This window comes from Streptantibioticus ferralitis (assembly GCF_029223525.1).
Taxonomy (GTDB): domain Bacteria; phylum Actinomycetota; class Actinomycetes; order Streptomycetales; family Streptomycetaceae; genus Streptantibioticus_A; species Streptantibioticus_A ferralitis.
In genome coordinates this window covers 237,634-258,762 of the sequence record NZ_JARHTQ010000001.1, presented here as the reverse complement: position 1 = coordinate 258,762, position 21,129 = coordinate 237,634, and the positions used below count along the sequence as shown (strand labels likewise).

The 21,129-nt window shown below is 66.5% G+C and carries 22 protein-coding genes; 17 read left to right on the top strand and 5 right to left on the bottom strand.

Features of this window, described 5'->3' with window-relative positions; all coding sequences use genetic code 11:
* Positions 1–95 precede the first annotated feature (95 nt).
* The 4 genes from P2L57_RS01200 to P2L57_RS01185 all read left to right on the top strand — a co-directional run bounded on the left by P2L57_RS01200 (position 96) and on the right by P2L57_RS01185 (position 4,361).
* Positions 96–2,012 (top strand): ABC transporter ATP-binding protein, encoded by a 1,917-nt coding sequence (locus P2L57_RS01200; RefSeq protein ID WP_275806701.1) that lies wholly within the window; start codon positions 96–98, stop codon positions 2,010–2,012.
* Positions 2,013–2,154: 142 nt separating this feature from the next.
* Positions 2,155–2,322 (top strand): hypothetical protein, encoded by a 168-nt coding sequence (locus tag P2L57_RS01195; protein WP_275806699.1) that lies wholly within the window; start codon positions 2,155–2,157, stop codon positions 2,320–2,322.
* Positions 2,323–2,400: 78 nt separating this feature from the next.
* On the top strand, positions 2,401–3,597 hold the full coding sequence (locus tag P2L57_RS01190; RefSeq protein ID WP_275806696.1) for a JmjC domain-containing protein: 1,197 nt from the start codon (positions 2,401–2,403) through the stop codon (positions 3,595–3,597).
* Positions 3,531–4,361 (top strand): aldo/keto reductase, encoded by an 831-nt coding sequence (locus P2L57_RS01185; protein ID WP_275806693.1) that lies wholly within the window; start codon positions 3,531–3,533, stop codon positions 4,359–4,361. The genes P2L57_RS01190 and P2L57_RS01185 overlap by 67 nt, the downstream gene beginning before the upstream one ends.
* Here the strand turns inward: P2L57_RS01185 and P2L57_RS01180 are convergent.
* Positions 4,349–5,206, bottom strand: coding sequence for a hypothetical protein (locus P2L57_RS01180; RefSeq protein WP_275806691.1), 858 nt, complete (start codon positions 5,204–5,206; stop codon positions 4,349–4,351). The two genes, P2L57_RS01185 and P2L57_RS01180, sit on opposite strands and share 13 nt — an antisense overlap.
* Before the next feature lie 347 nt (positions 5,207–5,553).
* Between P2L57_RS01180 and P2L57_RS01175 the strand changes: the two genes are divergently transcribed.
* The gene (locus tag P2L57_RS01175; protein ID WP_275806688.1) at positions 5,554–6,822 is read left to right on the top strand and encodes a NucA/NucB deoxyribonuclease domain-containing protein; all 1,269 of its coding nucleotides are present in this window, start codon (positions 5,554–5,556) and stop codon (positions 6,820–6,822) included.
* Positions 6,823–6,848: 26 nt separating this feature from the next.
* On the opposite strand, the gene P2L57_RS01170 is transcribed toward P2L57_RS01175, so the two are convergent.
* Positions 6,849–7,346 (bottom strand): hypothetical protein, encoded by a 498-nt coding sequence (locus P2L57_RS01170; protein WP_275806685.1) that lies wholly within the window; start codon positions 7,344–7,346, stop codon positions 6,849–6,851.
* Between the two features lie 311 nt (positions 7,347–7,657).
* Positions 7,658–8,296, bottom strand: coding sequence for a ScbR family autoregulator-binding transcription factor (locus P2L57_RS01160; RefSeq protein ID WP_275806682.1), 639 nt, complete (start codon positions 8,294–8,296; stop codon positions 7,658–7,660).
* A gap of 662 nt (positions 8,297–8,958) precedes the next feature.
* On the opposite strand from P2L57_RS01160, the gene P2L57_RS01155 reads away from it, so the two are divergent.
* The 4 genes from P2L57_RS01155 (at position 8,959) to P2L57_RS01140 (ending at position 13,043) form a co-directional block, all read left to right on the top strand.
* Positions 8,959–9,516: a hypothetical protein gene (locus tag P2L57_RS01155; protein WP_275806679.1), complete on the top strand. Its 558-nt coding sequence runs from the start codon at positions 8,959–8,961 to the stop codon at positions 9,514–9,516.
* 23 nt (positions 9,517–9,539) lie between these two features.
* The gene (locus P2L57_RS01150) at positions 9,540–10,772 is read left to right on the top strand and encodes an MAB_1171c family putative transporter (RefSeq protein ID WP_275806677.1); all 1,233 of its coding nucleotides are present in this window, start codon (positions 9,540–9,542) and stop codon (positions 10,770–10,772) included.
* A 292-nt stretch (positions 10,773–11,064) separates the two neighbouring features.
* Positions 11,065–12,243, top strand: coding sequence for a family 1 glycosylhydrolase (locus P2L57_RS01145; protein WP_275806674.1), 1,179 nt, complete (start codon positions 11,065–11,067; stop codon positions 12,241–12,243).
* Positions 12,244–12,416: 173 nt separating this feature from the next.
* A complete protein-coding gene (locus tag P2L57_RS01140) occupies positions 12,417–13,043 on the top strand; it encodes an HAD-IA family hydrolase (RefSeq protein ID WP_275806671.1) in 627 nt (208 codons plus the stop codon).
* Between the two features lie 285 nt (positions 13,044–13,328).
* On the opposite strand, the gene P2L57_RS01135 is transcribed toward P2L57_RS01140, so the two are convergent.
* The gene (locus P2L57_RS01135) at positions 13,329–14,216 is read right to left on the bottom strand and encodes a helix-turn-helix domain-containing protein (protein ID WP_275806668.1); all 888 of its coding nucleotides are present in this window, start codon (positions 14,214–14,216) and stop codon (positions 13,329–13,331) included.
* A gap of 393 nt (positions 14,217–14,609) precedes the next feature.
* Here P2L57_RS01135 and P2L57_RS01130 point away from each other — a divergent pair, with 393 nt between their 5' ends.
* From P2L57_RS01130 to P2L57_RS01105, 6 genes are all read left to right on the top strand, one after another.
* Positions 14,610–14,936 carry a transcriptional regulator gene (locus tag P2L57_RS01130; RefSeq protein WP_275806665.1) on the top strand — a complete coding sequence of 109 codons (327 nt, stop codon included), beginning with the start codon at positions 14,610–14,612 and terminating at the stop codon, positions 14,934–14,936.
* Between the two features lie 3 nt (positions 14,937–14,939).
* Entirely contained in the window at positions 14,940–15,869 is a 930-nt protein-coding gene (locus P2L57_RS01125; RefSeq protein ID WP_275806662.1) for a hypothetical protein, read from the top strand.
* On the top strand, positions 15,869–16,561 hold the full coding sequence (locus tag P2L57_RS01120; RefSeq protein WP_275806660.1) for an ATP-binding protein: 693 nt from the start codon (positions 15,869–15,871) through the stop codon (positions 16,559–16,561). The genes P2L57_RS01125 and P2L57_RS01120 overlap by 1 nt, the downstream gene beginning before the upstream one ends.
* Before the next feature lie 117 nt (positions 16,562–16,678).
* Positions 16,679–17,245, top strand: coding sequence for a WhiB family transcriptional regulator (locus P2L57_RS01115; RefSeq protein ID WP_275806657.1), 567 nt, complete (start codon positions 16,679–16,681; stop codon positions 17,243–17,245).
* Positions 17,242–18,378 carry a DUF2637 domain-containing protein gene (locus tag P2L57_RS01110; protein ID WP_275806654.1) on the top strand — a complete coding sequence of 379 codons (1,137 nt, stop codon included), beginning with the start codon at positions 17,242–17,244 and terminating at the stop codon, positions 18,376–18,378. Before P2L57_RS01115 ends, P2L57_RS01110 begins: the two co-directional genes overlap by 4 nt.
* 99 nt (positions 18,379–18,477) lie before the next feature.
* Positions 18,478–18,702 carry a hypothetical protein gene (locus tag P2L57_RS01105; protein ID WP_275806651.1) on the top strand — a complete coding sequence of 75 codons (225 nt, stop codon included), beginning with the start codon at positions 18,478–18,480 and terminating at the stop codon, positions 18,700–18,702.
* A 95-nt stretch (positions 18,703–18,797) separates the two neighbouring features.
* On the opposite strand, the gene P2L57_RS01100 is transcribed toward P2L57_RS01105, so the two are convergent.
* The gene (locus P2L57_RS01100) at positions 18,798–19,013 is read right to left on the bottom strand and encodes a hypothetical protein (protein WP_275806647.1); all 216 of its coding nucleotides are present in this window, start codon (positions 19,011–19,013) and stop codon (positions 18,798–18,800) included.
* A 12-nt stretch (positions 19,014–19,025) separates the two neighbouring features.
* Here P2L57_RS01100 and P2L57_RS01095 point away from each other — a divergent pair, with 12 nt between their 5' ends.
* Together P2L57_RS01095 and P2L57_RS01090 are read left to right on the top strand one after the other, a co-directional pair.
* Positions 19,026–19,367, top strand: a complete 342-nt coding sequence (locus tag P2L57_RS01095) for a plasmid mobilization protein (protein WP_372515582.1) — start codon at positions 19,026–19,028, stop codon at positions 19,365–19,367.
* Positions 19,367–21,127 carry a relaxase/mobilization nuclease domain-containing protein gene (locus P2L57_RS01090; RefSeq protein WP_275806642.1) on the top strand — a complete coding sequence of 587 codons (1,761 nt, stop codon included), beginning with the start codon at positions 19,367–19,369 and terminating at the stop codon, positions 21,125–21,127. Before P2L57_RS01095 ends, P2L57_RS01090 begins: the two co-directional genes overlap by 1 nt.
* Positions 21,128–21,129 lie beyond the last annotated feature (2 nt).

Genomic DNA, 21,129 nt, shown 5'->3' with positions numbered 1-21,129 from the left:
CTCAGGCACGAAAGCCGGAACTCCACGCGCGCGGTAAGAATCCCGTACCGCTCCCGCATGGCCAGAGAACTGCCTGAGCATATGGAGGGAGCGGTATGACCGAGGCGGCTGTCTCGGAGGTACCCAGCGAGGAGCTGCAATTCCGGCTCGACGGGGATTCTCATTGGGAGGCAGGGAAGTCGATCACGGCGCGGCGGATGGCGCGGTCACTGCCACGGCTGGTGGGACGGTCATTACAACTCGTTTGGCAGGTAGACCGACGGTCTGTGATCGGCTTGCTCGGCTGCCAGGTGATCTCGGGGGCGTCGCAGGGCATGGGCCTGCTGGCAACCACAGGCACGATCACGGCGCTGATCTCTTCCGGCGACGTGACACACCGGCTGTGGTCGGCCTGGCCGTCGGTCGCTGTGATGATCGCAGCGGCTGGCGTACGCGCGCTGCTGACGATCGTGGTGACATGGCTGTCATCGCGGCTGGCTCCTGTGATGGCCGAGGAAGCGCATTTGCTGATGTTGGAAGCCTCGGTGACCACCGAGCTGGCAGCCTACGACAGCCCCGGCTTCGGTGATCGAAGGCAGGCAGCCGAACGTGGCGCGGACTTTGTCCGGGACCTGCTCCAGGGATGCCAGGACCTGATATCAGCGATGGCGTCGCTGGCCGCAGGAGCCGCCGTGCTGGCCTCCGTACACCCGGTGCTGCTACCGCTGCTTGTGCTCGCCGCGCTCCCGCAGGGAACGGCACAGGTACAAAGCGCCAAGGCCGCCTACCTAGCGGTCGTTCGCACATGGGGCCAACGCCGGATGCTGTCCGCGCTGCGCTGGCACATGACTGAAGCCCACACCGCCGACCAGGTCCGCGCCGGAACGATGGCCTCCTTCCTTCTGAGCACCTATCGACGCATCGCCGAACGCGTCAACGCCTCAGAACGGCAGGCCGCGGGCCGGGGCGCGCTGATGGCCCTCCTGGGTGCGGCGTGCGGTGGCCTGGCCTCCGGGCTGGTGTGGGCGGCACTGGTGATGCTGTTGGCCACCGGTCGGATATCAGTGGCATCGGCGGGCACGGCGGTGCTGGCACTGAGAACGGTCACCTCGTCCGTGCAGAGCCTCGTCGCAGGTGGCGCCCGGACGTTCCGCATCGGGATGTACCTCGAAGACTGGTCGACCTTCGTCGACGAGGCCGGCGGATACCGCCTGTGCCGCGGCACACTCACGCCGAAGGACCCAGAGGAGATCCGGGCGGAGAACCTCGTCTACCGCTACGAGGGATCACAGCGCAACGCCCTGGACGGCGTGACGCTGACGGTACGGCGGGGCGAAGTGCTGGCGCTGGTCGGGGAGAACGGCTCCGGCAAGACCACGCTCTCCAAGCTACTGACAGGACTGTACGTGCCCACCTCCGGCAGCGTCATGTGGGACGGCGTCGACAGCCAGGAGATGGACCCGCTCGCGGCATGGCAACGGGTAGCCGTGGTGCCACAGGAATACGCCCGCTGGCCGCTGTCCGCCCGGGAGAACATCACCCTCGGCCAGCCCACACCTGGTGGCGACGCGGCAGTGTGGGCCGCGTGTGACGCCAGCGGAGCCGACGACGTGGTCAAGGAACTGCGCTCAGGGCTGGACACCCTCCTGGCCCGTGAATGGCTCAGCGGAGAGGAACTCTCCGGCGGGCAGTGGCAACGCATCGCCATCGCCCGCGCCTTCCACCGCCCCGCAGGACTGCTGGTCCTCGACGAACCCACCGCCGCCCTCGACCCCCGCGCCGAACACCGCATCTTCACCGGGCTGCGTGACCTAGCCGCCACCCGCGCCGTCGTTCTCGTAACCCACCGCCTGACCAATGTCGCCATCGCCGACCGCATTATCGTCCTCGACCATGGCCGCATTGCTCAGCAGGGAACCTTCGACGAACTCGTAGAGAATCCTGGCCTGTTCAGCGAGCTGTGGCGACTGCAAAACGACCGCAGCATCCCCGCAGAGCGCACCACAGACGAGCTCACCAAGCACACGGTCTAGCACACGGTCTAATCGGCCATCAGCACCGACCGGGTGTGCGGCGCACGTCCGAAACCCCGCTTCTGCCCGATGCCGGGGCGCGGGTTGACTCAGACCTTCCGCCCGGCAGTGGGTGGAAGTACCGAAGAGGAAGGAGCACGAGGTGGCACAAAGCGCAACGCCGCCCGCCGACAAGAGCACCCTTCTGGTGGCGGTGGAAGAACTGACAGCCGTCCAGGACCGCTATGACAGCCTGCGGTCCGACAACGCAGGGTCCTCCGGCGATGCGCCGTGGCCCGGTGGCGACGGCAATCTGAACGACGTCGAGTAGCGCACCAGGCGGCGGGGGCCGGCACTGCGCCGACCTCCGCCGCCCCGTCACCATGATCGGCACTCATGAGGAGGCAGTGTGCAACACCGGTTAGTCAGCGCCATCGAGACGGCCCTTGGTTGGGACGGGGCCGGAGCCCTCGGTAAGGAGTTCGCGCAAGGCCGTGTGGATGACGAAGAACTTCTCACCCGCGTCCTGACGGCAAACCGGCTCCTTGACATCGCCATGCGCCGCAGCCTGTACCGCCCGCAGTTCCGGCTCTTCCGTAAAGGGGAAGAGGTACATCCCGCCGTCTATTTGACTGACAGCGTCAGTCCCCGTGGGCAGAGCATTCCCATGGTCAACATGCACCGCCTCGGCGACCTCCTGCGAGAGGGGGCAACGCTCATCATGGACCAGGTCAACGTCTTCGACCCAACGATGGAAGTCGCTTGCCGGGCCTTGCAGTGGTGGGCGCGTGAGCGGGTGCAAGTGAACGTGTACCTGACGACAAACGATGCTGCCGGGTTCCCGTTGCACTGGGACGACCACGACGTGGTCATCGTGCAACTCGCGGGGGAGAAGGAGTGGGAAGTGCGCGCTACTTCCCGCACCGCGCCGATGTATCGGGACGCCGACCCCAACTACACCCCCAGCGACCGCATCATTTGGGCAGGGGTGGTCAAGCCGGGCGACGTCATGCACATCCCCCGAGGGCATTGGCACCAGGCAACCCGAACCCGCAGTGGCTCAGGCAAGAGTCTGCACGTCACCTTCGGTATCACAAAACGAACGGGTGCAAGCTGGCTGTCATGGCTAGCCGACTGGTCACGCGAGCGCGAGACCTTCCGGCTCGACCTTGACCGCTGGTACGGCACTGGCGCTGACGCCCTGGTCGAAGCCGCCGCCGAGCTGGCCCATGAGCGCGGTCCGCAGGAATTCCTCGCCGCGTACGAGCAACAGACCACCCCCGGACGACACGTGCCCTATCTCGACGTCTTCGGTCCACTCGACGTCGTGGTGTGCATCGCCCACTTTCCGCCCCGAATTGAGGAGCACGGGGAGACGGTCGACGTCGTGACGTCTGGGAAGAAGCTCACCCTCGCAGTCAAAGCCCGACCGGCACTCAGGTTGCTGCTGAGCGGCCAGCCGGTTCCGTTGCGACAAGCCACGGCTGTCGCCGGGGCCGAGGTGACTGAGGTAGCCGAGATCCTGGTTCAGGAGGAGATATGCGCCCCGCTCACCCCCGAATTGTCCTCGGGCTACACCGGTCTCGTCACGGGCGCCGTCTTCTGACCCGGGCGCTCGAACTCGGCGTTCAAGCGATCGATACCGGCAGCAACTACCTCGACTTCCAATCGCACAGAACCCTGGCAAACGTCGCTAGTGACCTGCTGCCGAGGCTTACGGTTTCCACGAAGGTCGGATACTTCCCAGGCGCGCAGCACTCTCTCGCGCCAGATCGTCTGCGGAGGGCAACGGAGCGCGCGGCCAGCGACCTGGGCAGGGAGCCGGACGTAGTGTTCCTGCACAACCCCGAGCACAGCCTTACCGAAGCAACGCGGGATGACCTGTTGGAGGCCGCGTGCTCCACCTTGGCGGACGCCTGCGCGCAGGGACTCTGCGATCGCTGGGGCATCTCCTCCTGGGACCCACGACTACTGGTGATCCCCGCTGAGGGAGAACTCCCAAGGCCGGATGTTCTGATGACCCGCGCCGGACTCCTGGTGAGTGCGGACATCCTCGACGCGGCAGAGCGACTGGCCGAGCGGTTGCGGCCGAGAGAGGCGTGGGGCATGAGTCCCTTCGGTGGAAGCACTGCCGACGCCGTGTGGGACAGGTTCGACCCGAGGATCTTCCTGCGAGAACCCAGGACGTCGACGCCGATCCAAGCCGCATTCCGAGCCGCCTACCGACTTCCGTCCGTGAGCGCAGTAGCCGTCGGCACTGATAACCCTGGCCATCTCGGGGAGTTGACCGACGCCTTGGACCTGGAGCTCGACGACCACATGATCCAGCAGTACCGAGAGCTGCTACGGGCGCGCTCTCAACCCGTCTGAAGCTCTTTGATCACCTGCGCCGAGACGGCGCGGGCGGGTTCGAGGCGGGGATCCTCGGGATGCGCATGAGGACCGAGGATCTTCGCGGCAACGAAGAGCGTCATCAGCATGCCGTCACGACTTGCGAAGTCCTCCCTCCGCTCATGGCGGACTCGCTTAGCCAGAGCCGGGACGGCAAGAGAGGCCCCCCACAGCGTCGCGGCATCCAGCCCACGCGGTGCCATACCCCAGTCCTCCCAGTCGAACAGGGAGAACTGCGGCGCGGTCACGTTCGCCCAGTTCAGATCCGCATGGGCCAGCCGCCACTGCTCGACAGTCGTATCCAACGACCTGGGAAAGACGCTCCAAATGGTCTCGTTCACCAACGACTGCGTGATCGTCTCAGTGTCTGGCGTGGCGATGCGGTTCGACTGCTGTGTGGCAAGCGCATCGAGGGAGGCATTCAGCGCCGCCCACCACTCGTCCGACACATCTGGGTCCACGGCCACAATGCTCGTCCCGACCGGAGCCCCCGGCAGGAGGGCGGTCTCATCAGCCCGCCACATGACCCCCTCATTGGCCTCCCGCCAAGACACGCCGCCGAACCAGGTCGGCTTGGCGACCTCCTGCAAGGCTTCCGCGCACGCGGCGCCATCCCAACCCTGCTTGCCGATCCTGTCCAGCCCGCGCCGCTCGATCCGCACCCACGAATCCCGGTCCGTACGCGCCCCCACGGAGCGACGCTTACGCACCATCGTCTCCCGGTCCAGATGCACCCCGAGAGCCCGTTCCACTCGGTCAAGTACGTGACTGACGGGTTCTTTTCGCAAGTCAACAGTGCGAGCGGCAGGAAGCGACAGCGTCATACGCGTGACCGTAGCAACCCTATGCCCTACTCGGGTGTCGATTCGGTCATCAACCGAGCGCAATTGATCTTGCGGGCCAGAAACAGGGCTTGGGTGAAGTAACTGCGGTCGCCCTGTGGCGCCAGGGGCCAAGCCAAGTACGTCCATCCCGTCCGTGGAACGGACTCCTGTCCCGTAACACTGTCGGCGGCGAACCGCTCGTGGCGTCGCGGAGTCCCCTCCGCCAGTGCTCAGCGGAGAGAAGTGAGGCGAAAGAAGTTTACCGATATACATGTGCCAGATGTGCGCTCCCTGAACTAACGTACTAGCCAGTCAGCAACCGGCGTTCACGATCGGGGGGATCTTGTATGCGCCGCTGCTTATCTGCTGTTCTGGCGACCTTAGCCGTCGTCCTCTTCGCCGCGTCCGGCGCCAACGCCCAGCCGTTCAAACCACAACAAGCGACCGGGGTGTTCTTTACGGTCGACGACACTCACCCAACCTTGCCGATCGGTACGACGCTCACCGCACCTCCTGACAATGGAGGCGAGACTCCCGTTCCAGCCGAGTTACACGAACACGGAGATGTCACCGCGCAACAGGTTAGCGTCATCAGGGGAAACGATCCTGCTGATGAGTCGGCTTCCGCAGCACAAGTCAGTGTGGCGTCTTGCCGCTCTCTGTTCGGCAGTAAGAAGGGCGAGCGCGTTCTCAACCACTACAACTACTGCCAGTCAGGAAAGTGCGGATACTATTGGGTCGAAGACAAAAAGATCGTGGGCATCGTCACCTACCGTTGCACCACGGCTGGTCAAGGCACGAAAGGCTCCCGCGCCATCCGGTTCGAGACAGGCTTCGACAACTTCAAAGTCATAGGCAAGCCACCGGCTGATCCGCCTCTGCGAGTCTATTGGGCTACCAACGGATACAGCGGTGTAGACGGCAGCAACAAGCCGTGCTCAGTCCACGGGGACGGCCCACAGTCCCAAGCCGAGTGGGAGAACGGGAAGACAGCGATCTTCACCATCTCCTCTGCGAAGACCGATGGATACAGCCGAGACTTCGTGTCCCGATGCAGCGTGGGCCAGTGGGGAGCCGTGGACAACACCGTCGGGAACAACATCCTGCAAAACGGTGTACGGTTCGACTCCGCCTCCTACCTCGGTTCCAAAGGCGCGGGAATATTCGACCGGGTGAAGGCAGTCATGCATTACAGCCTCTCGTCGTCTCGACACGGTGCCGTCGCCGCCCACATCCACCTCGCTCAGACCAACCCGGCCGCGACCTACCCGCCATTGCCCGGCGGCGGAACCAAGTCCATACCTGGCAGCCCAGCCTCGGGCAAGCCACTGCACCGGCTCATGTCGAGCTGGGACGGAGCAGCGACGACCCGGTACAACAAGAATCGAGCAGTCGTCAGCAATACGTGCGCGGCGCTCACCCATCAGCCAGACCAGGAATGTGACGAGTATCCCTTCGCCTCCACTTGGGAAGGCGCCGGCAAGGGCGATGGAAACTTCTCCGTCCAGTACCTCGACAAAACCCAGAACGGCAACGCAGGAACGGACCTGAACAACTGGTACGTGGCCGATCGGATCTTGCACAACGACGAGTTCTACGTCCAGATCGACCCCTGATCCCGTCATTTCCAGGTGCTCCGCGTCTACTGCGACGCGGAGCACCGCCACATCTGGATCTCGTACCGCTCCAGGCCAGTGAAGAGTGGGGGGGTGGCAGCTTGCTGACGCGCTTGCGCTTCAGGGCCGCCCCCGAATCGGACAACACGAAAGTTGTAGGTGCCCTCCCCATCCAGCTCCAGCGGATCGCCAGCAGGGCCATGCGGCACCGACCAGGCGAACACGGAGCCCGAGGGCACTTCCAACTTCGCTTCACCCAGCGCAGCCCCTTCCCGTTGCTGCGGCTGGCCATCCCAGACTTCCAAGCGAACCACTGTGTCGTGCGCAGCCACGGTACTCGCGACCATGGCACCGCCTCGGCTCACGGCAAGTTGATGGCCACCGAGGCCAGGCAGGGCCCAAGGGTCGTCCTCAAAGGGAATCTCGCTGTCGCATAGAGCGAACTGGCCACGTTCAACGGTCACCTGCTGCTCCGCAGCCCGCAAGAGGCGGCTCATCATCCCCTCCTCGATCGTTGACAGCATGCTAGGTCGGACTTGCTCGTCGCAGGTCCGATCGAGTCAACTCGGGGCAGTGAAGGGTGGGAACAGCAGTTGGCTGAACCGTGACATGGAGTTACCGGTGGTGTGTTAGCCCAGGCAGGAGAGGTTGAGTGGTTTGTCTCTCGTGGCTGTTTCAATCGCGTGTGTGAGGCCGCGTCGATCCGCTCGTGCTGGCCGGTCAGGAACAGGTCGTTGGACCAGCCGCGTACGAGCCCGCCGTCGGCCTCTGGGACACCGAGCATCTCGCAGATCACCGTCACGGGCAGCCGAACGGCGAAGTCGGCCCAGTCGCCCTACGCTGACAGCCGACCGTCAGGACGTGTTCCGCCAGGCAGATCCGGGATACGAAGTCTGGTGAGAATGCCGGGGGTGACCAGGCCAGGCAGGATGATCCGCCACATCTCAGTGACGCGCTCTGGCAGATCCTGACGGCCCGTTGACGCCTCGGACAAGACCTGGACGCCGGTGAAGGACCCCACGAAGAATTGGGCAACCGCCTCCAGCTCAAGGCCAGGCAGGAGTTCGCCTCGCCGCTCGGCTTGTCGCAGCAGTTCAAGGACAGCCTTCTTCGGCCCCCGGTAGGACAGGTCATCCGGCTTTTTGTACGTGGCTTGCTCCACCGCCAGCCGCACCACACCGCGCAGCATTGGGTCGTACATCAACCCCCACGCGTACTGATACGACAACGCGATCATGGCCTGGACCTTGACCTCGCGCTCGGGCGGTCCGAGGGCTTCGTCCTGTAGGGCGACTACCGCATCGGCGATGGACAGCTTGTTCGGGAAGTGGAAATACAACGCACCACGCGTCACGCCGCAGCGTTCGAGAATGTCTGTAGTGGAGGTGCCGTTGTAGCCGAACTCCCCGAAGAGTGCCGCCGCCGCCTCGATGATCGTGCGACGTGTTTTGACAGCTCTCTCCTGCTGCGCCATTTCGGCTTCACCTCATCCCTTGGGCAGGTTTCGCGTGTGACGGCCATCACCCTCGACTCCCCAGAAGGCGGCATTCCTTCTTGATCTGTTCGGGTGACGCCATCCGACCAGCCCTTGATCATCTCTCGCAGAGGCATGCGGGGCGGACAGTCGTGGTCAGTGACATTCACGAGCGTATCCCTTGATGCGGCATGCATAGATTTGCCGGTCGCGACCGGTCGCAGCCGCGCATCACGTAGCCCGGAGGCGCGCGAAGGATCAACTCCCGGGAAAGCAAAGCAACTTGCTCACCCAGCATCCGGCAGAACTACCCGTTTTGACGTCGCTTTCAAGATCGAATGCGCCCAAAGGCTCTATTGCGCTTCGATAACGAGTCGCTCAAGCGCACCTCATGCAGTAGGCATGCACTAGCGCGGCCGGATCGGTCGCGACGCCAGTCAAGGGCAGAGAATGCGCTGGTAGGAACCTTGATCACGGGAATGATTGATGGTTGAACTTGTGGTGCGGGCGATCAGGTCCGGAATCAGGGGCTCCGGTCTGTCGCGTAGTGTCGCTGCTCAACCAGTCCAGTTCTGAAACCGGCAGGGTGCCCCGCTATGGCGCAGGGGGAGTCGCGCCGATGGCTGGCCCCTGTCGAATGTGTCACTCGAGAAGGAGCGATCATGCGGTGGCGCAGCGATCCCTCACGCCGCGCTCTTCTGAAGGAATGCGAGAAACTACTCGCGGACCTCCCTCTGCCCGTTCCCTTCAGCGTCGAGGCGCTGGTGCACAACATGGAGCGCGCGCTGGGCCGCCAGATTCGGCTCGCGTCTCTGGACGAACGCGATGCGGAACTGGGCGCGGCGTGCGGACTTCGGGTCAAGGGGCCCGATGCCACCTTTGTGCTCTACCGGCGGCGGGCGAGCCGTAACCAGACCGAACATGTCATCCTCCACGAGCTTGCCCACGAGTGGTTGGACCACGGAACCACGCTTACGCGAGCCGAGATCGAGCGGTACGTGCCCGACCACATCCGGCAGGGAGTGCTGCGCCGTTTTCCCACCGCCTTGGTCCAGGGGCGAGTCAACTACGACAGCCCCGAGGAACAGCAGGCGGAGTTGTCGGCTTCTTTGATTAAACGGTTCGCCCGTCGGCAGCCGATCGTTGGCGACGACATGGTCAGCCTCCTGGAGTCCTCGCTGTCTCACCCCGTTGCCCCGCTACGTTGCGGCAAGGCGTAACGCCCTTAAGGAGCACCGGTTACGTGCTTGCTTTCTTCGACTACCTCGCCGCAGCTGTGATGACCGTCGTAGCCGTGTGGCGCGTTCCGGCTGTTCGGTACGGCGACGCCCACCGCCGGGCGCTGTGGGGCGGTTACGCAGGATTCGCCGCGGCCTTGTGGCTCAGCACACCTGTGGTGATGCGCGCCGTGGGTCGCGTCCCGGTCGTCGATCTCGATGCCCTGCTCAAACACTTCGCCAGTACCGCGGCCATCCTGGCGGCCTTGACCTACGTCGCCACCAGCTACGGCAAGACCTCGGCGCGCGTGGTGCCCCGGCACGTCGCCGTTTCCCGCTGGATCGCCCACGTCGCGTACAAGGCCGGTGTGGTGGGCGTGATCGTGCTGACCGTCTTGTTCTTCACCGTGGTGGATCGCAAGACGCCGAGCGCCGACTTCGTTACCGACCACGCCGGCCAGTGGGGCGCTGCGATCTATATGAGCGTGTTCTACTTCTTTCCGCTCATCACCACTGCGGTCTGCGGCTACCAATGGTCGAGCGCGGCCCGGCGGGCCGAGACCTCCAGCATGCGCATCGGGTTGGGGCTGATGGCCATCTCGATGTGGATGGGCTTGGTCTACACGGCGGCCCGTATCGCCCTTATCTGGGTGGCGGTGGCCATCCCGTTGAACCCGGTCGTCGAGCAGGACGTCGTCAGAGCCACGGCTATGTGGATGAATGTCTTGTTCCTGCTCGTCGCGGTGGGCGCCAGCATCCCCGCCACCAGCGCGGTCGCCGCTCGCTGGAGGACGTGGCGCACCTTGTACCTGCTTTACCCACTCTGGCGGGACCTGATGGAAGCCTTCCCTGGCACCAGCCTGTACCCGCCCGGATCCCGCCTTCGCGAGCTCACCCGCTCACACGGATCCACCGACGTGCGCTTGGACCGATGGACCGCGGACATCGCAGACGCCTTCGACAAACTGCGCCACTTCGCCCCGGCCAAGCTGCTGTTCGCAGCGGAGGAAGCGGTTGCGTCACACCTCGAACACCCCGACCCCCAGCCAGCGGCAGAGGCATACTGGATCAAGGCCGCGTTGCAGGCTGTCGCCAACAGACGACCAAGTCAGCAACCTTCCCCCATGCAGACCAAGCCGTTCGTCGACACCGACGGTGAAGCAGCCTGGCTGGTGCGGGTACGCAAGGTGTACTGCGAGATCGCCACTGCCCAAGCTCAGCGGCTGCTCGAGGAAGCCGAGGAAGGGCTAGTGGCATGAGTCCACTCGATAGGCCCACGATCGGAACCGGACCACCGGGATGGCAGACTCCTCATCGCCGGGAGCACTACCTCCTGGTGAGGTGCGCCGCGCTCAGCTCGCCGCCGCGAAGTCGGCTGGTGGGCGCGCAGCCACGGAGTGCATCAGTGACACACACTTCGTCTCTGCGCGGTGCACACCCACTCGGCGGTCGTTCGTTGACAGGAGCGCGGCCATGACGCCCGTACTCGCGCGACGCGTCGCTCCGTCTCCCGACTCCCAACCAGCCAGCACCGATCAGGAGAGCACTGCCATGACCACGTCCGTCCCCGGCCCCAGCGGCTTTCCCGCCGGCTTCTCCTGGGGCACCGCCAGCTCCGCCACCCAAAGCCAGGGAGCGACACCAGCGGATAACTGGTGGGGCTGGGAGCAGGCCGGGAAAGCGCCCCGCAGCGGCGACGGCAACGGCTTCGACAGGCTCTATGCCTCGGACTTTTCGCTGCTGGCCGACTGGGGTTTCAGCGACTACCGGGTGTCTTTGGACTGGGCACGGATCGAGCCGCAGCCGGGACAGCACGACCGCCAGGCGATCGAGCACTATCGACAGGTCCTCCTCGCCGGGCGCGATGCGGGCCTGACCATGTGGGTCTGCCTCCTGCACACCGCTCTGCCCGCGTGGTTCGCGGCCGAGGGCGGATTCCTCTCCCCTACGGCAAGCGACACGTGGCTGCGGCACGTCGACTTCATCGCAGAGACCTTCGGCGACCTCGCCGACGGGTGGATGCCGGTGAACAACCCCACCGCTTACGCCCAAAAGGCATACCTGGCCGGTACCTTCCCTCCCGGTCACACCTCGCAGGAAGAATTCCTCACCGCCCTGCAAGCCATCCACCAGGCCGACTTCGAAGCCGCGCTGCGGCTCCGCCAAGGCGGCAAGCCCACCTCCACCAACGAGGCCCTGCTACAGCTGCACCCGGTCGACGACAGCGACGACGCCGCAGCAGCCACCGCCCTCGTTGATGCCGTCGTGTGGGGATCGTGGCTGAACATGGCTCGGACGCCTAGATACGAAGGCGCGTTCGACCGATACGGCTTCAGCTACTACTTCACTGCGGCGGTCAACTCCTCGGGAGACCTCCTGCCCTACCCAGCGGGGGAACGTGTGGGGCCGCAGGGCTATGCGTCTTGGGCACCGGGCCTCGGCGAGGTCCTCACCAGACTGGACACCGAGCTGCCGGGCAAGCGGTTCCTCGTCGCTGAGATCGGTTATGGCGGCGACGACGACACCGTACGGGCCGCCTACCTGCAAGCCGCCCTCGATCAGGTCCGCGACGCCGTCGCCCGCGGCATGGGCATCACCGGCGTCCATTTCTGGACCGGTGTGGACAACTATGAGTGGCTCAACGGGTACGGCGTGCCATTCGGCCTATTCGACCGCAATCGCGTCCCGCGGCCCAGCGCACGCATCATTCAGTCCCTGATCCGCCGGTGATCCGGCCCCCGCGCAGAGATATTTGCCGCGGTAACGCGATGCGCTGCCGAGCGCCTGGCTGATGCCCTCGCCTCGCTGATGCCGACATAGTTCGGCGCTGCTGCACGGCCTGCTCGACCTGGCCGAGCACCTGATTCGACACCACGAGCCCTCATCACAGCTGGAGTTCCCACATGTCCCACCGCACTGGCCTCGTCCTCGACTTCGGCGGGGTGCTCACCACGCCACTGCTGCCCGCCGTGCTCGCGTTCGAGAAGCGCGAGGGACTGGCCGAAGGCGCGTGCATCACCGCGCTGTACCTCGACGAGGAAGGCACCCGTCGCACCCACTTGCTGGAGCGCGGTGCGATCAGCCAGACAGAGTGGAATGAGGCGGCAGCGCTGAGCCTCGGAGTCGCTCCTGAGAACCTGATGGGGCGAATATTCGGAGATCTTCGTCCTGAGCCACTGATGATCAACGCGGCTGCCGCAGCACGACGAGCAGGGATCAAGGTGGGCATCCTGTCCAACTCCGTCGGGCTCGCCCCCTGGAACCTCTACGACGGACACGACCTCGACACGCTCTATGACGCCGTGGTGATCTCCGAGCACCACCGGATGCGCAAGCCCGACCCGGAGATCTTCCAGATCGCGCTGCAGCACCTGGGGCTGCCCGCAGAGCAATGCGTCTTCGTCGACGACACCGAAAGCTACCTTCCGGCAGCAGTCGATCTCGGCTTCGCGACGGTCCACGCGAAGGAGCCCAAGCAGACGATTTCGCAGCTTGAGGACCTGCTTGGGGTGCCCCTGACCGAGGTCTAGACCCACCCGCAACGCCCTGGTGGCCGGACCCACCGACTCGGTGCGACGACCGGGGCCTTGGACGGAGCCGGGTGGGGCCTGTTCGCCGCGCTGCGCGCGGGCATCGCCGCCACCAGCTACGTAGCTGGTGGGCTAACTCCTGGTCGTGGCGGTCTGCTGGAGCCGCGTCGCCCTGACCCACCACGCGGTCGTGCAGACCGCGGCCAGCACGCCCCTGGGAGCGGTCACCGCAAAAGTACTGCTGCTGTAAAAAGCGCCGTGGCCAGAGCCCGCAATGCGCCAGCGTCAGGCGCTGCCCGGCGCGTCGGGAAGCTTGTCCTGGAGTTCGGCAACGAGCTCGTTGATCTTGGCGATCATCCCGGCCGACAGGCCGGTGTTGCTGCCGCGGGCTGCCAGGGCGAGGATCTGTCCTTGGTGGATCGATCCTAGGAAGCGGATGCCCTCCAGCACCTCCCTCGCCGCGGGGTTCACCTCCGCTCCGTCCTCGAAGAAGGCGGGCTCGACCTGGAAGGCCCGGGCCAGGCTGGCGCGCATCGCCGGGGAAGCGAATGTTTCGGTGCCGGTGCGCAGCGCGCGGACGTCGTCCGCCGTGGCGACGGTCGTGCCAGCCTCATTGATGGCCTGCGCGATCTCCGCATCGGTCGGAGGGGTCTGGCCGAAGTAGGCATTCTGCAGCAGGTAGTTGATCTTCTCGGTCACCGTGCGCGGGACCAGCGCCTGCGCGCTGCATTGCGCAGCGGACGGTGGCGGGGTGGAGATGCCGAACGAGCGCTCCTGCGCCGCCAGCAACTCGTTGACGGTCACCCCGTATGCGGCGGCCAAAGGCCCCATGAAGCGGTCGTCCAGACGGGCAACGCCTCGCTCCGCGTTCTGCACCGGAGTGGCGCTGCGCGTTCCGATGATCTCGCTGGTTTTGTACTGGGGATAGCCCGCATCGCACCGCAGATCGGCCAGATCAGGCTCACCGTCCCGGGGGAACAGCTCGTCCAGGGGGCGCTGCAAGACCCGGGCGTAGCCAGGGAGCTTGTACCCGTCAGGGAAGGAGCGATTGGCCTCATAGCCAGCGATGGTGCCCCGCGATACGTCGAGAGCCGCGCCCACATCGTCCTGCGTGAGGTCGAGGGCCCGCCGCGCTGCCCGCACTCGCTTGCCGTCGAAGTGGCGTGCGGGCATTGCGTGTACTCCTGATGCTGCTCGACCTGCGGGGATAGGCGATGAGGAAAACTGTACCCCCCGCTTGAACGCCCAAACCAACGTACCGTAGGTTTGGGCATCGAACCTGGTCGGGTGGGCGGTATCGCCGTGGACGTGTGGCCGAGGTGCTCGTATGGTTCCGGTCGCTCCACAAGGCCGCACCGGCCGGGCCGATAGCTGTGGAAAGAGGCTTGATGACGTACATCCCGCCGTGAGGCGATCAGCGCAGTTGCGCGTGGACCGGCGTCCGAGAGTTACCAGCTCCCGGACGCCGGCCAGCACCCCGGAGGGTGCGGATTCACAACCAGGCGACGCGGCTGAACTTTTCGACGAGACGGCCGCTCCGCCCTCCTACAAACGAGGAAGTATCGCATGTCCGAAACCTGGAGCGGAACTCCGGCCATATCTGGGATCAGCAAGAGCCAGCGCCGTCTCGCGGCTCTCCTGGCCGACGTGATCCCCGGAGCCGCCACCATCCGGGTCCACTTCCAGAACCCGAGTCGGACCTGGCCCCACCCGCACGCCCACGACACGGCCGGGGGTCTGGTGCCGCCGACCCGGACCCAGGCCAACACCGCTGCCCGCTGGAACATGCGGGCCCACCCGAACGCGGCGCCGTGGGGCGAAGTCCACGAGTTCCACCGCGCCAGCGCCCGGCTCGCCAGCGCGGCCCTGACCGTCGTCGACCGGAGGCGGTAACCGATGGCGAGGATTCGCACCATCAAGCCGGAAGCGTTCACGTCTGAGTCCCTCGCCCAGGTGTCCCTCACCGCCGAGCGGACGTTCTTCGGCCTGCTGACCCAGGCCGACGACCACGGCCGCCACCGCGACCACGCCGCGATCATCCGGGGCCTGCTGTGGCCACTACGCCCCGAGCACACGCCGGTTGACGTCGAAGACGACCTCAACCAACTCGCCGACGCGGGGCTGATCTGCCGTTACACCGGTGACGACGGGAAGAGCTACCTGCACATCGTCTCCTGGCACCGGCACCAGAAGATCAACCGCCCGAGCGGGTCACGCTGCTCCGCCTGCCCTGTGCACGAGGGCGGCACCCCATCGGACCACCGCGAGCCCTCGGTGAAGTCTCACGGAGGACTCACTGAGCCCTCACTGAAGACTCACGAACACCGCAGTGAAGACTCCAGCCGTGTGCAAGGGAATGAGAAATCCCCAGCTCAGCAGGGGTTCACTGAGGGCTCAGTGAACCCTCATGGAGGACTCACTGAGCCCTCCATGAGCCCTCAGTGCACGGATCTTGGACCTAGGACCTTGGATCAGGGATCTATCCCTACGGGGGACGCAAGCGCCCCCGCACCGACGCCCACCGCCCGGCATCTGATCGGCGAATACGTCGCCGCCTGCTCGAATCGCCCACCCGGCAACGTCCTCGGACACCTGGGACGCGAGATCAACAAGATGCTCGGCGAGGGCATCGATCCGAGGCATATCCGGGCGGGGCTGGAGCGCTTCCGGGTCAAGCCGATGCACCCCAGCGTGCTCGCCAGCCTGGTCAACGAGGCCATGAACGCTGGCGGTTTGGCGCGGCCGGGAATCCGACCTAACGTGCCCGCTCACACCGCGTGGACCAACCCGGTCGACGGTGCCGCCGCCTACGCCGAGGAGTTGTGATGCGCACCCGTGACCCGCAGCCTCTCGGCGGAGCTGTCGACCGGGTGACCCGGATCCTGACAGCCCGCAACATCGACCCCGGCACCGCGTCTGCCGCCGGTGACGAACCGAAGACGTACACGCCGCTGGAAGCCCTGTCGGCCGGGTTGCCGCCGCGCTATCGAGACGCGGTGGCCGACCACCCGACGGTCTTGGCCTGGGTACAAGAGGTCGCGCGGCAGGCCGTCGCCCCCAGCATCGGTGCGCGCCGCCAAGTGACCACCGGGCCGTCGCTGCTGATGGCCGGGGTCGTCGGCGCAGGCAAGACGCACCAGGCGTACGGCGCCATCCGCGCCCTGGTCCAGGCCGGTATCGGCGTGCGCTGGCGGTCGACCACCGCCGCCGACCTCTACGCAGACCTGCGTCCTCGCGCCGGGGTGGACACCGAACTGCAACTGGCGGCCGTCGCGCGGTGTCCGCTCCTGATTCTCGACGACCTCGGTGCAGCCAAGACCAGCGAGTGGACCGAGGAGATCACCTACCGGTTGATCAACCGCCGGTACAACCACTGCCTACCGACGCTGATCACCACCAACCTCCCGATCAGCGACCTCCGCGCCAACCTTGGCGACCGCGTCACCTCCCGGCTAGCGCAGATGACCACCCGGGTCGAATTCGACACCGTCGACCGCAGACGGCACAGCGCCGCCTGACCTGCGGCTCGACGCCGGGCCGCGCCATCGCGCCACCCGATGCCCCATAGACCCAGCGCACCCCTCCCTCCGCCGACGCCGACCTTGCGCGCGGAGAGTGAATCGGAGCAATCCCGCATGACCACGACGATCAACCCTGCTCGCCACCGCTCCCTCGGAGACCACACCTGGCACGAAAAGGCCGCCTGCCAGTCCGCTGGACACAACCCGGTCGATCCAGACCTCTTCTTCCCCGAGCCCGACGAGATGGACAAGATCCATGCGGCCAAGCGCCTGTGCGCCCAGTGCCCAGTCAGCCGGATCTGCCTGGACGCCGCCCTGGAACACGGCGACACCCATGGCATCCGAGGCGGCCTGACCGAGGAGGAGCGCAGCCCCCTGCACGACAACCTCCCCTCCCGCCTCGACTACTCCCGCGTCAACGCGGCCCTCGCCGGACGAGACATCCACCTCACCAAGGCCGAACGCCGTGCCGTCGCCCGCGCCGCATACCGCCACGGCATCAGCCCCCAACGCCTCGCCTGGCTACTGAAGATCACCGAAGAGCACGCGCAGAAGCTCTACCGCCAGACCCGCCGCGCGCTGCGCAACCGCAATGCCCAACAATCCGCCGGCACCGGTAAGTCACCCAAGCCCTGCACCGAACTCACCTTGAGCCGCGATGACTTCGGGACAGCCGCGTGAACCTCGCCACCACACCGACGACAGCGCACATCACCGGCTGGGACCGTGCCGTCATCATCCTGCTCGGCGCCGCCGGATGCGCCTTGTCGTACGACGCGCTGCAGCAGATGGCCGTCGCCATCCACGTCCGAGGCTTCCTGACCTACCTGTTCCCCCTCGTGATCGACGGCTTCATCGCCTACGGCGTACGCGCCCTGCTCGTCCTGCGCACCGCACCGTTGGGCGCCCGCGCATACGTCTGGACCCTGTTCGGCACCGCCACCACCGCCAGCATCTGGGCCAACGCCCTGCACGCCGTCCGGCTCAACGAACTGGCAACCCGATCCGGCGGCCTACGGCTCGGGGACACGGTCGTCGCCATCCTGTCCACCCTCGCTCCGCTGGCCCTGGCCGGAGCTGTTCACCTCTACATCCTCATCGCCCGAGGACCAGCAGGGGACGGTCACCGGCGACACCTCGGTCACCGCGGACAGACCGAACGGATCCCGGTCACTCGGCCGGACCGCCCCGGACAGAAGCCAGCCTCCGGTCAGGTCACGCCCGGACAACCGATCAGTGCCCTGACCCCACCCCTCGGACAGGACAGCGATCGGCCCGCCCTCACCGCCGTCACCCAGGACGCGGACGGTCCCATGGCGACCGAGGACAGCACGCCTGCGGACAGCACCACGCCGGACACCGAGCCTGACCGATCCCACCCCGCTGACCCGGCGCTCGGCGGCGCTGACCTGCGCGGTCACCCGGAGACCGCAGCAACGGACACTGACCGACCGGACAACCGCAGGTCGGTCACAGCCCCACCGGTCAGCCGGCCAACGGACGACCGCCCGAAACACGGTCACCCGGTCACTGACCGGACGCCGGAGACTGCTCGGCCGGTTACCGACCCGGACAGCCGGACAACCGGTGACCGCAAGGTTGACCCGGACACCGAGAGGCTGCTGGAGATAGCCCGCGAAGCGGTCATGGCCCAGGACAAGCTGACCCGCAAGGTCGTCGCCGATGCCATCCGCGGTCAGGAGATCCCGTTGTCCAACGACCGGCTGACCGCCCTGATGGTCCGCCTCCGCGAGACGAACGGACAACGCAACCGCGGTCGGGCCGAAGAGCAGCCCCACGAGTGCCGGACCTGACCCGTGCCCCGGGAGGGCGACGGAACCGACATAGCTGACCGGTCGCCCTCCCCGGCTCCAACTTCTCCGCCACCAAATCCCGAAACGGAGCGTCCTACCATGCGTACGACCCCTGCCACCTGGGCTGAAGTAGATACCTGGCTCACTGTCCTGCACCAACGCGGCCATCTGCACCACGCCCAACCAGGTGCAGAAGACACCCGGATCGTGCAACGACACCATCACAGCCGCCCCTGGACGCTGCACCACCCGGTCCTGGCCATGGACTGGATCGCAGAGGTTCTGCGGGAAGTCAAGCAGCAGGCCATGGAGTTGGGTCATTGATCGCCACGGGCACGGCGGGTACCACCCCTCAACCGGAGCGTGAACCTCTCGGGGCGCCTGGCGGAGCAAGTTGTCGCCTTGGATATCCCAACGGGCTATCCAAGGCGGATGCCCTCGCCCAGGGGGACGAGCGCGGCTCTGCCGGAGTTCGGCCGAGGGCGCCCGAACACCGGCAGAGCGACCAGCACCAGGGGGAGCCAGTCGAGGGAGAAGCGCCTACGCAGTCCGAGCCCGACGTCGATGCTTCGTCCGCGCGCACTCCCGCCTTCCCCGATCGTCAGCCACGCCGCCGTGCCTACCAGCCGCGTCACCGCGAAGACGTCATCGCCGTCCGACTGTCATCACAAGAGAAAGCGGAGATCGTCGCCGCCGCCCAGCACGCGAAGATGTACCCCTCCGGGTACATGGCCGCCGCTGGCCTCGCTGCCGCCCGCGGTGCTACCACGGTGGACAACAACGCCCAGCTCGACGCCGCCATCGACGAGTTGGCCGCCCTGCGCGCCCAGATCGCCCGAGTCGGCAACAATGTCAACCAGATCGCTTACATCTACAACGCCGGAGGCCAGCACCGCCCCGGTGAACTCGCCTATGCACTGACCGCGTTGGGCCGCGTGCTGGCCCGCATAGACGATGCGGCTGACGCCTTGGTGAAGAAGCGCACCTGATGGTCCCGAAGATCCGTCGCGGCTCGCGCACCCATGGCTTGCTCGCCTACCTGTACGGTCCCGGCAAGCGCGACGAGCACATCGACCCCCACCTCGTCGGCTCCTGGGACGGCTTCGCTCCCGACCCTGGTCGCGATCCCGAAGCCACCCTCGCCCGCCTCGCTGCCGCGCTGGACCTACGGGTAAAGCAGGCCGGACCCAAGGCCCCGACGGAACACGTCTGGCACTGCTCGGTACGCACCGCACCCGACGACCGCCTGCTCACCGACGCCGAGTGGCACACCGCCGCCCGGCGCCTAGTCCAGGCCGTCGGCCTCGCACCCGAGGGCGATCCGGACGGCTGCCGCTGGGTCGCCGTACGCCACGCCGACGACCACATCCACATCGTCGCCATCATGGTCCGGGGCGACCTGCGACGCCCTCGATTGAACTACGACAAGAAGAAGGCCCAAGCGGAATGCCGTCTGATGGAGAGGGAGATGGGGCTGCGTCAGCTCAAACCCGGCGACGGCACAGCAGCCAAGGCCCCCACCAGTGCGGAACGGTTCAAGGCCGAACGCCTCGGCCGCCCCCAGACCCCGCGTGAGACGCTGCGCGAGAACGTGCGCCAGGCGCTGGCCGGAGCCGCAACGGAGGAGGAGTTCTTCACACGCCTGCGCGACGCCGGCGTCCGCGTCCAACTGCGGCATGCTCCCTCCGGCGACGTCCTCGGCTACAAGGTCGCCCTGCCCGGTGATCGCAACCGCGACCGCGAACCAGTCTGGTTCGCGGGCTCGACTCTCGCCCCGGACCTGTCCTTGCCGAAGATCCGCAAACGCATCACTGCGGAGCGTGCAGTTTCCACCGAGACGGCGTCATCCATCGCGTCCGTCGCTCCATCGACACGGTGGTCAGCGCCTGCCAAGGGCCGTCGACACGCGACCGACGTCGCCGAGCACGCCGCCACCAGCCTGACCACCGACGGCGACGAGGCCGCCAGCCAGCTCGTCGGCGTCGGCGAACTACTCGACGCGCTCGCCCAGACCTCCCCAGCAGCCACGCGCCAGGAACTGCGAGCAGCGACCCAGGCATTCGAACGCGCCACCCGCTCCCATACCCGCGCCCAGCGCGCCGATGCCCGCGCCCTGCGCTCGGCAGCTCGCGGCATCATCCAGGCGGGCAGTGCGCTCGGCCGCGGCGAAGACGGCGGAGCCACGGCGATGCTGCTGTCCACTCTCGTCCTGGTCACCGTCGCGGCGGCCCGCTGGCACTCCGCCCGCCACCATGCCCAGCAGGCCGAAGCCGCCCGCCAGGCCGCCGGACACCTGCGCGCCGCCTACCGCCAAGCCGCCACCACACCCATGCAGACCCTGCGCGACCAAGGTCGGGCCCTGCCGGAAGTCGAGCGGCGCCGCCACGAGGCCACCATCTCGGCCGCCCTCCACCACCGCACTTCGAGCGTTGAAGACGAGTCCGGGCACGCCAAGAACGATGCGCTGGCCGCTACCCTCGCCCAAGTCGAAGAAGCCGGTCACGACCCCGAGACTCTGCTCCAGCAGGCCATCGCCATGCGGGAGTTGGACACCGCCGAGAGCGCTAACGATGTCCTGGTCTGGCGCCTACGTCGCCTCGCCAACCTTCCCGCGCACCCGCAACCCGTCAGTCGACGACCCAGGACCGAGACAGGCACCAATTCGGCGAGCTGCCGCACCACTCAACCGGCAATGCCTGAACCGCGGTCGGCAGCACCCGATTTCCGCAGCCGCCCAGCGCGCCGCTGATT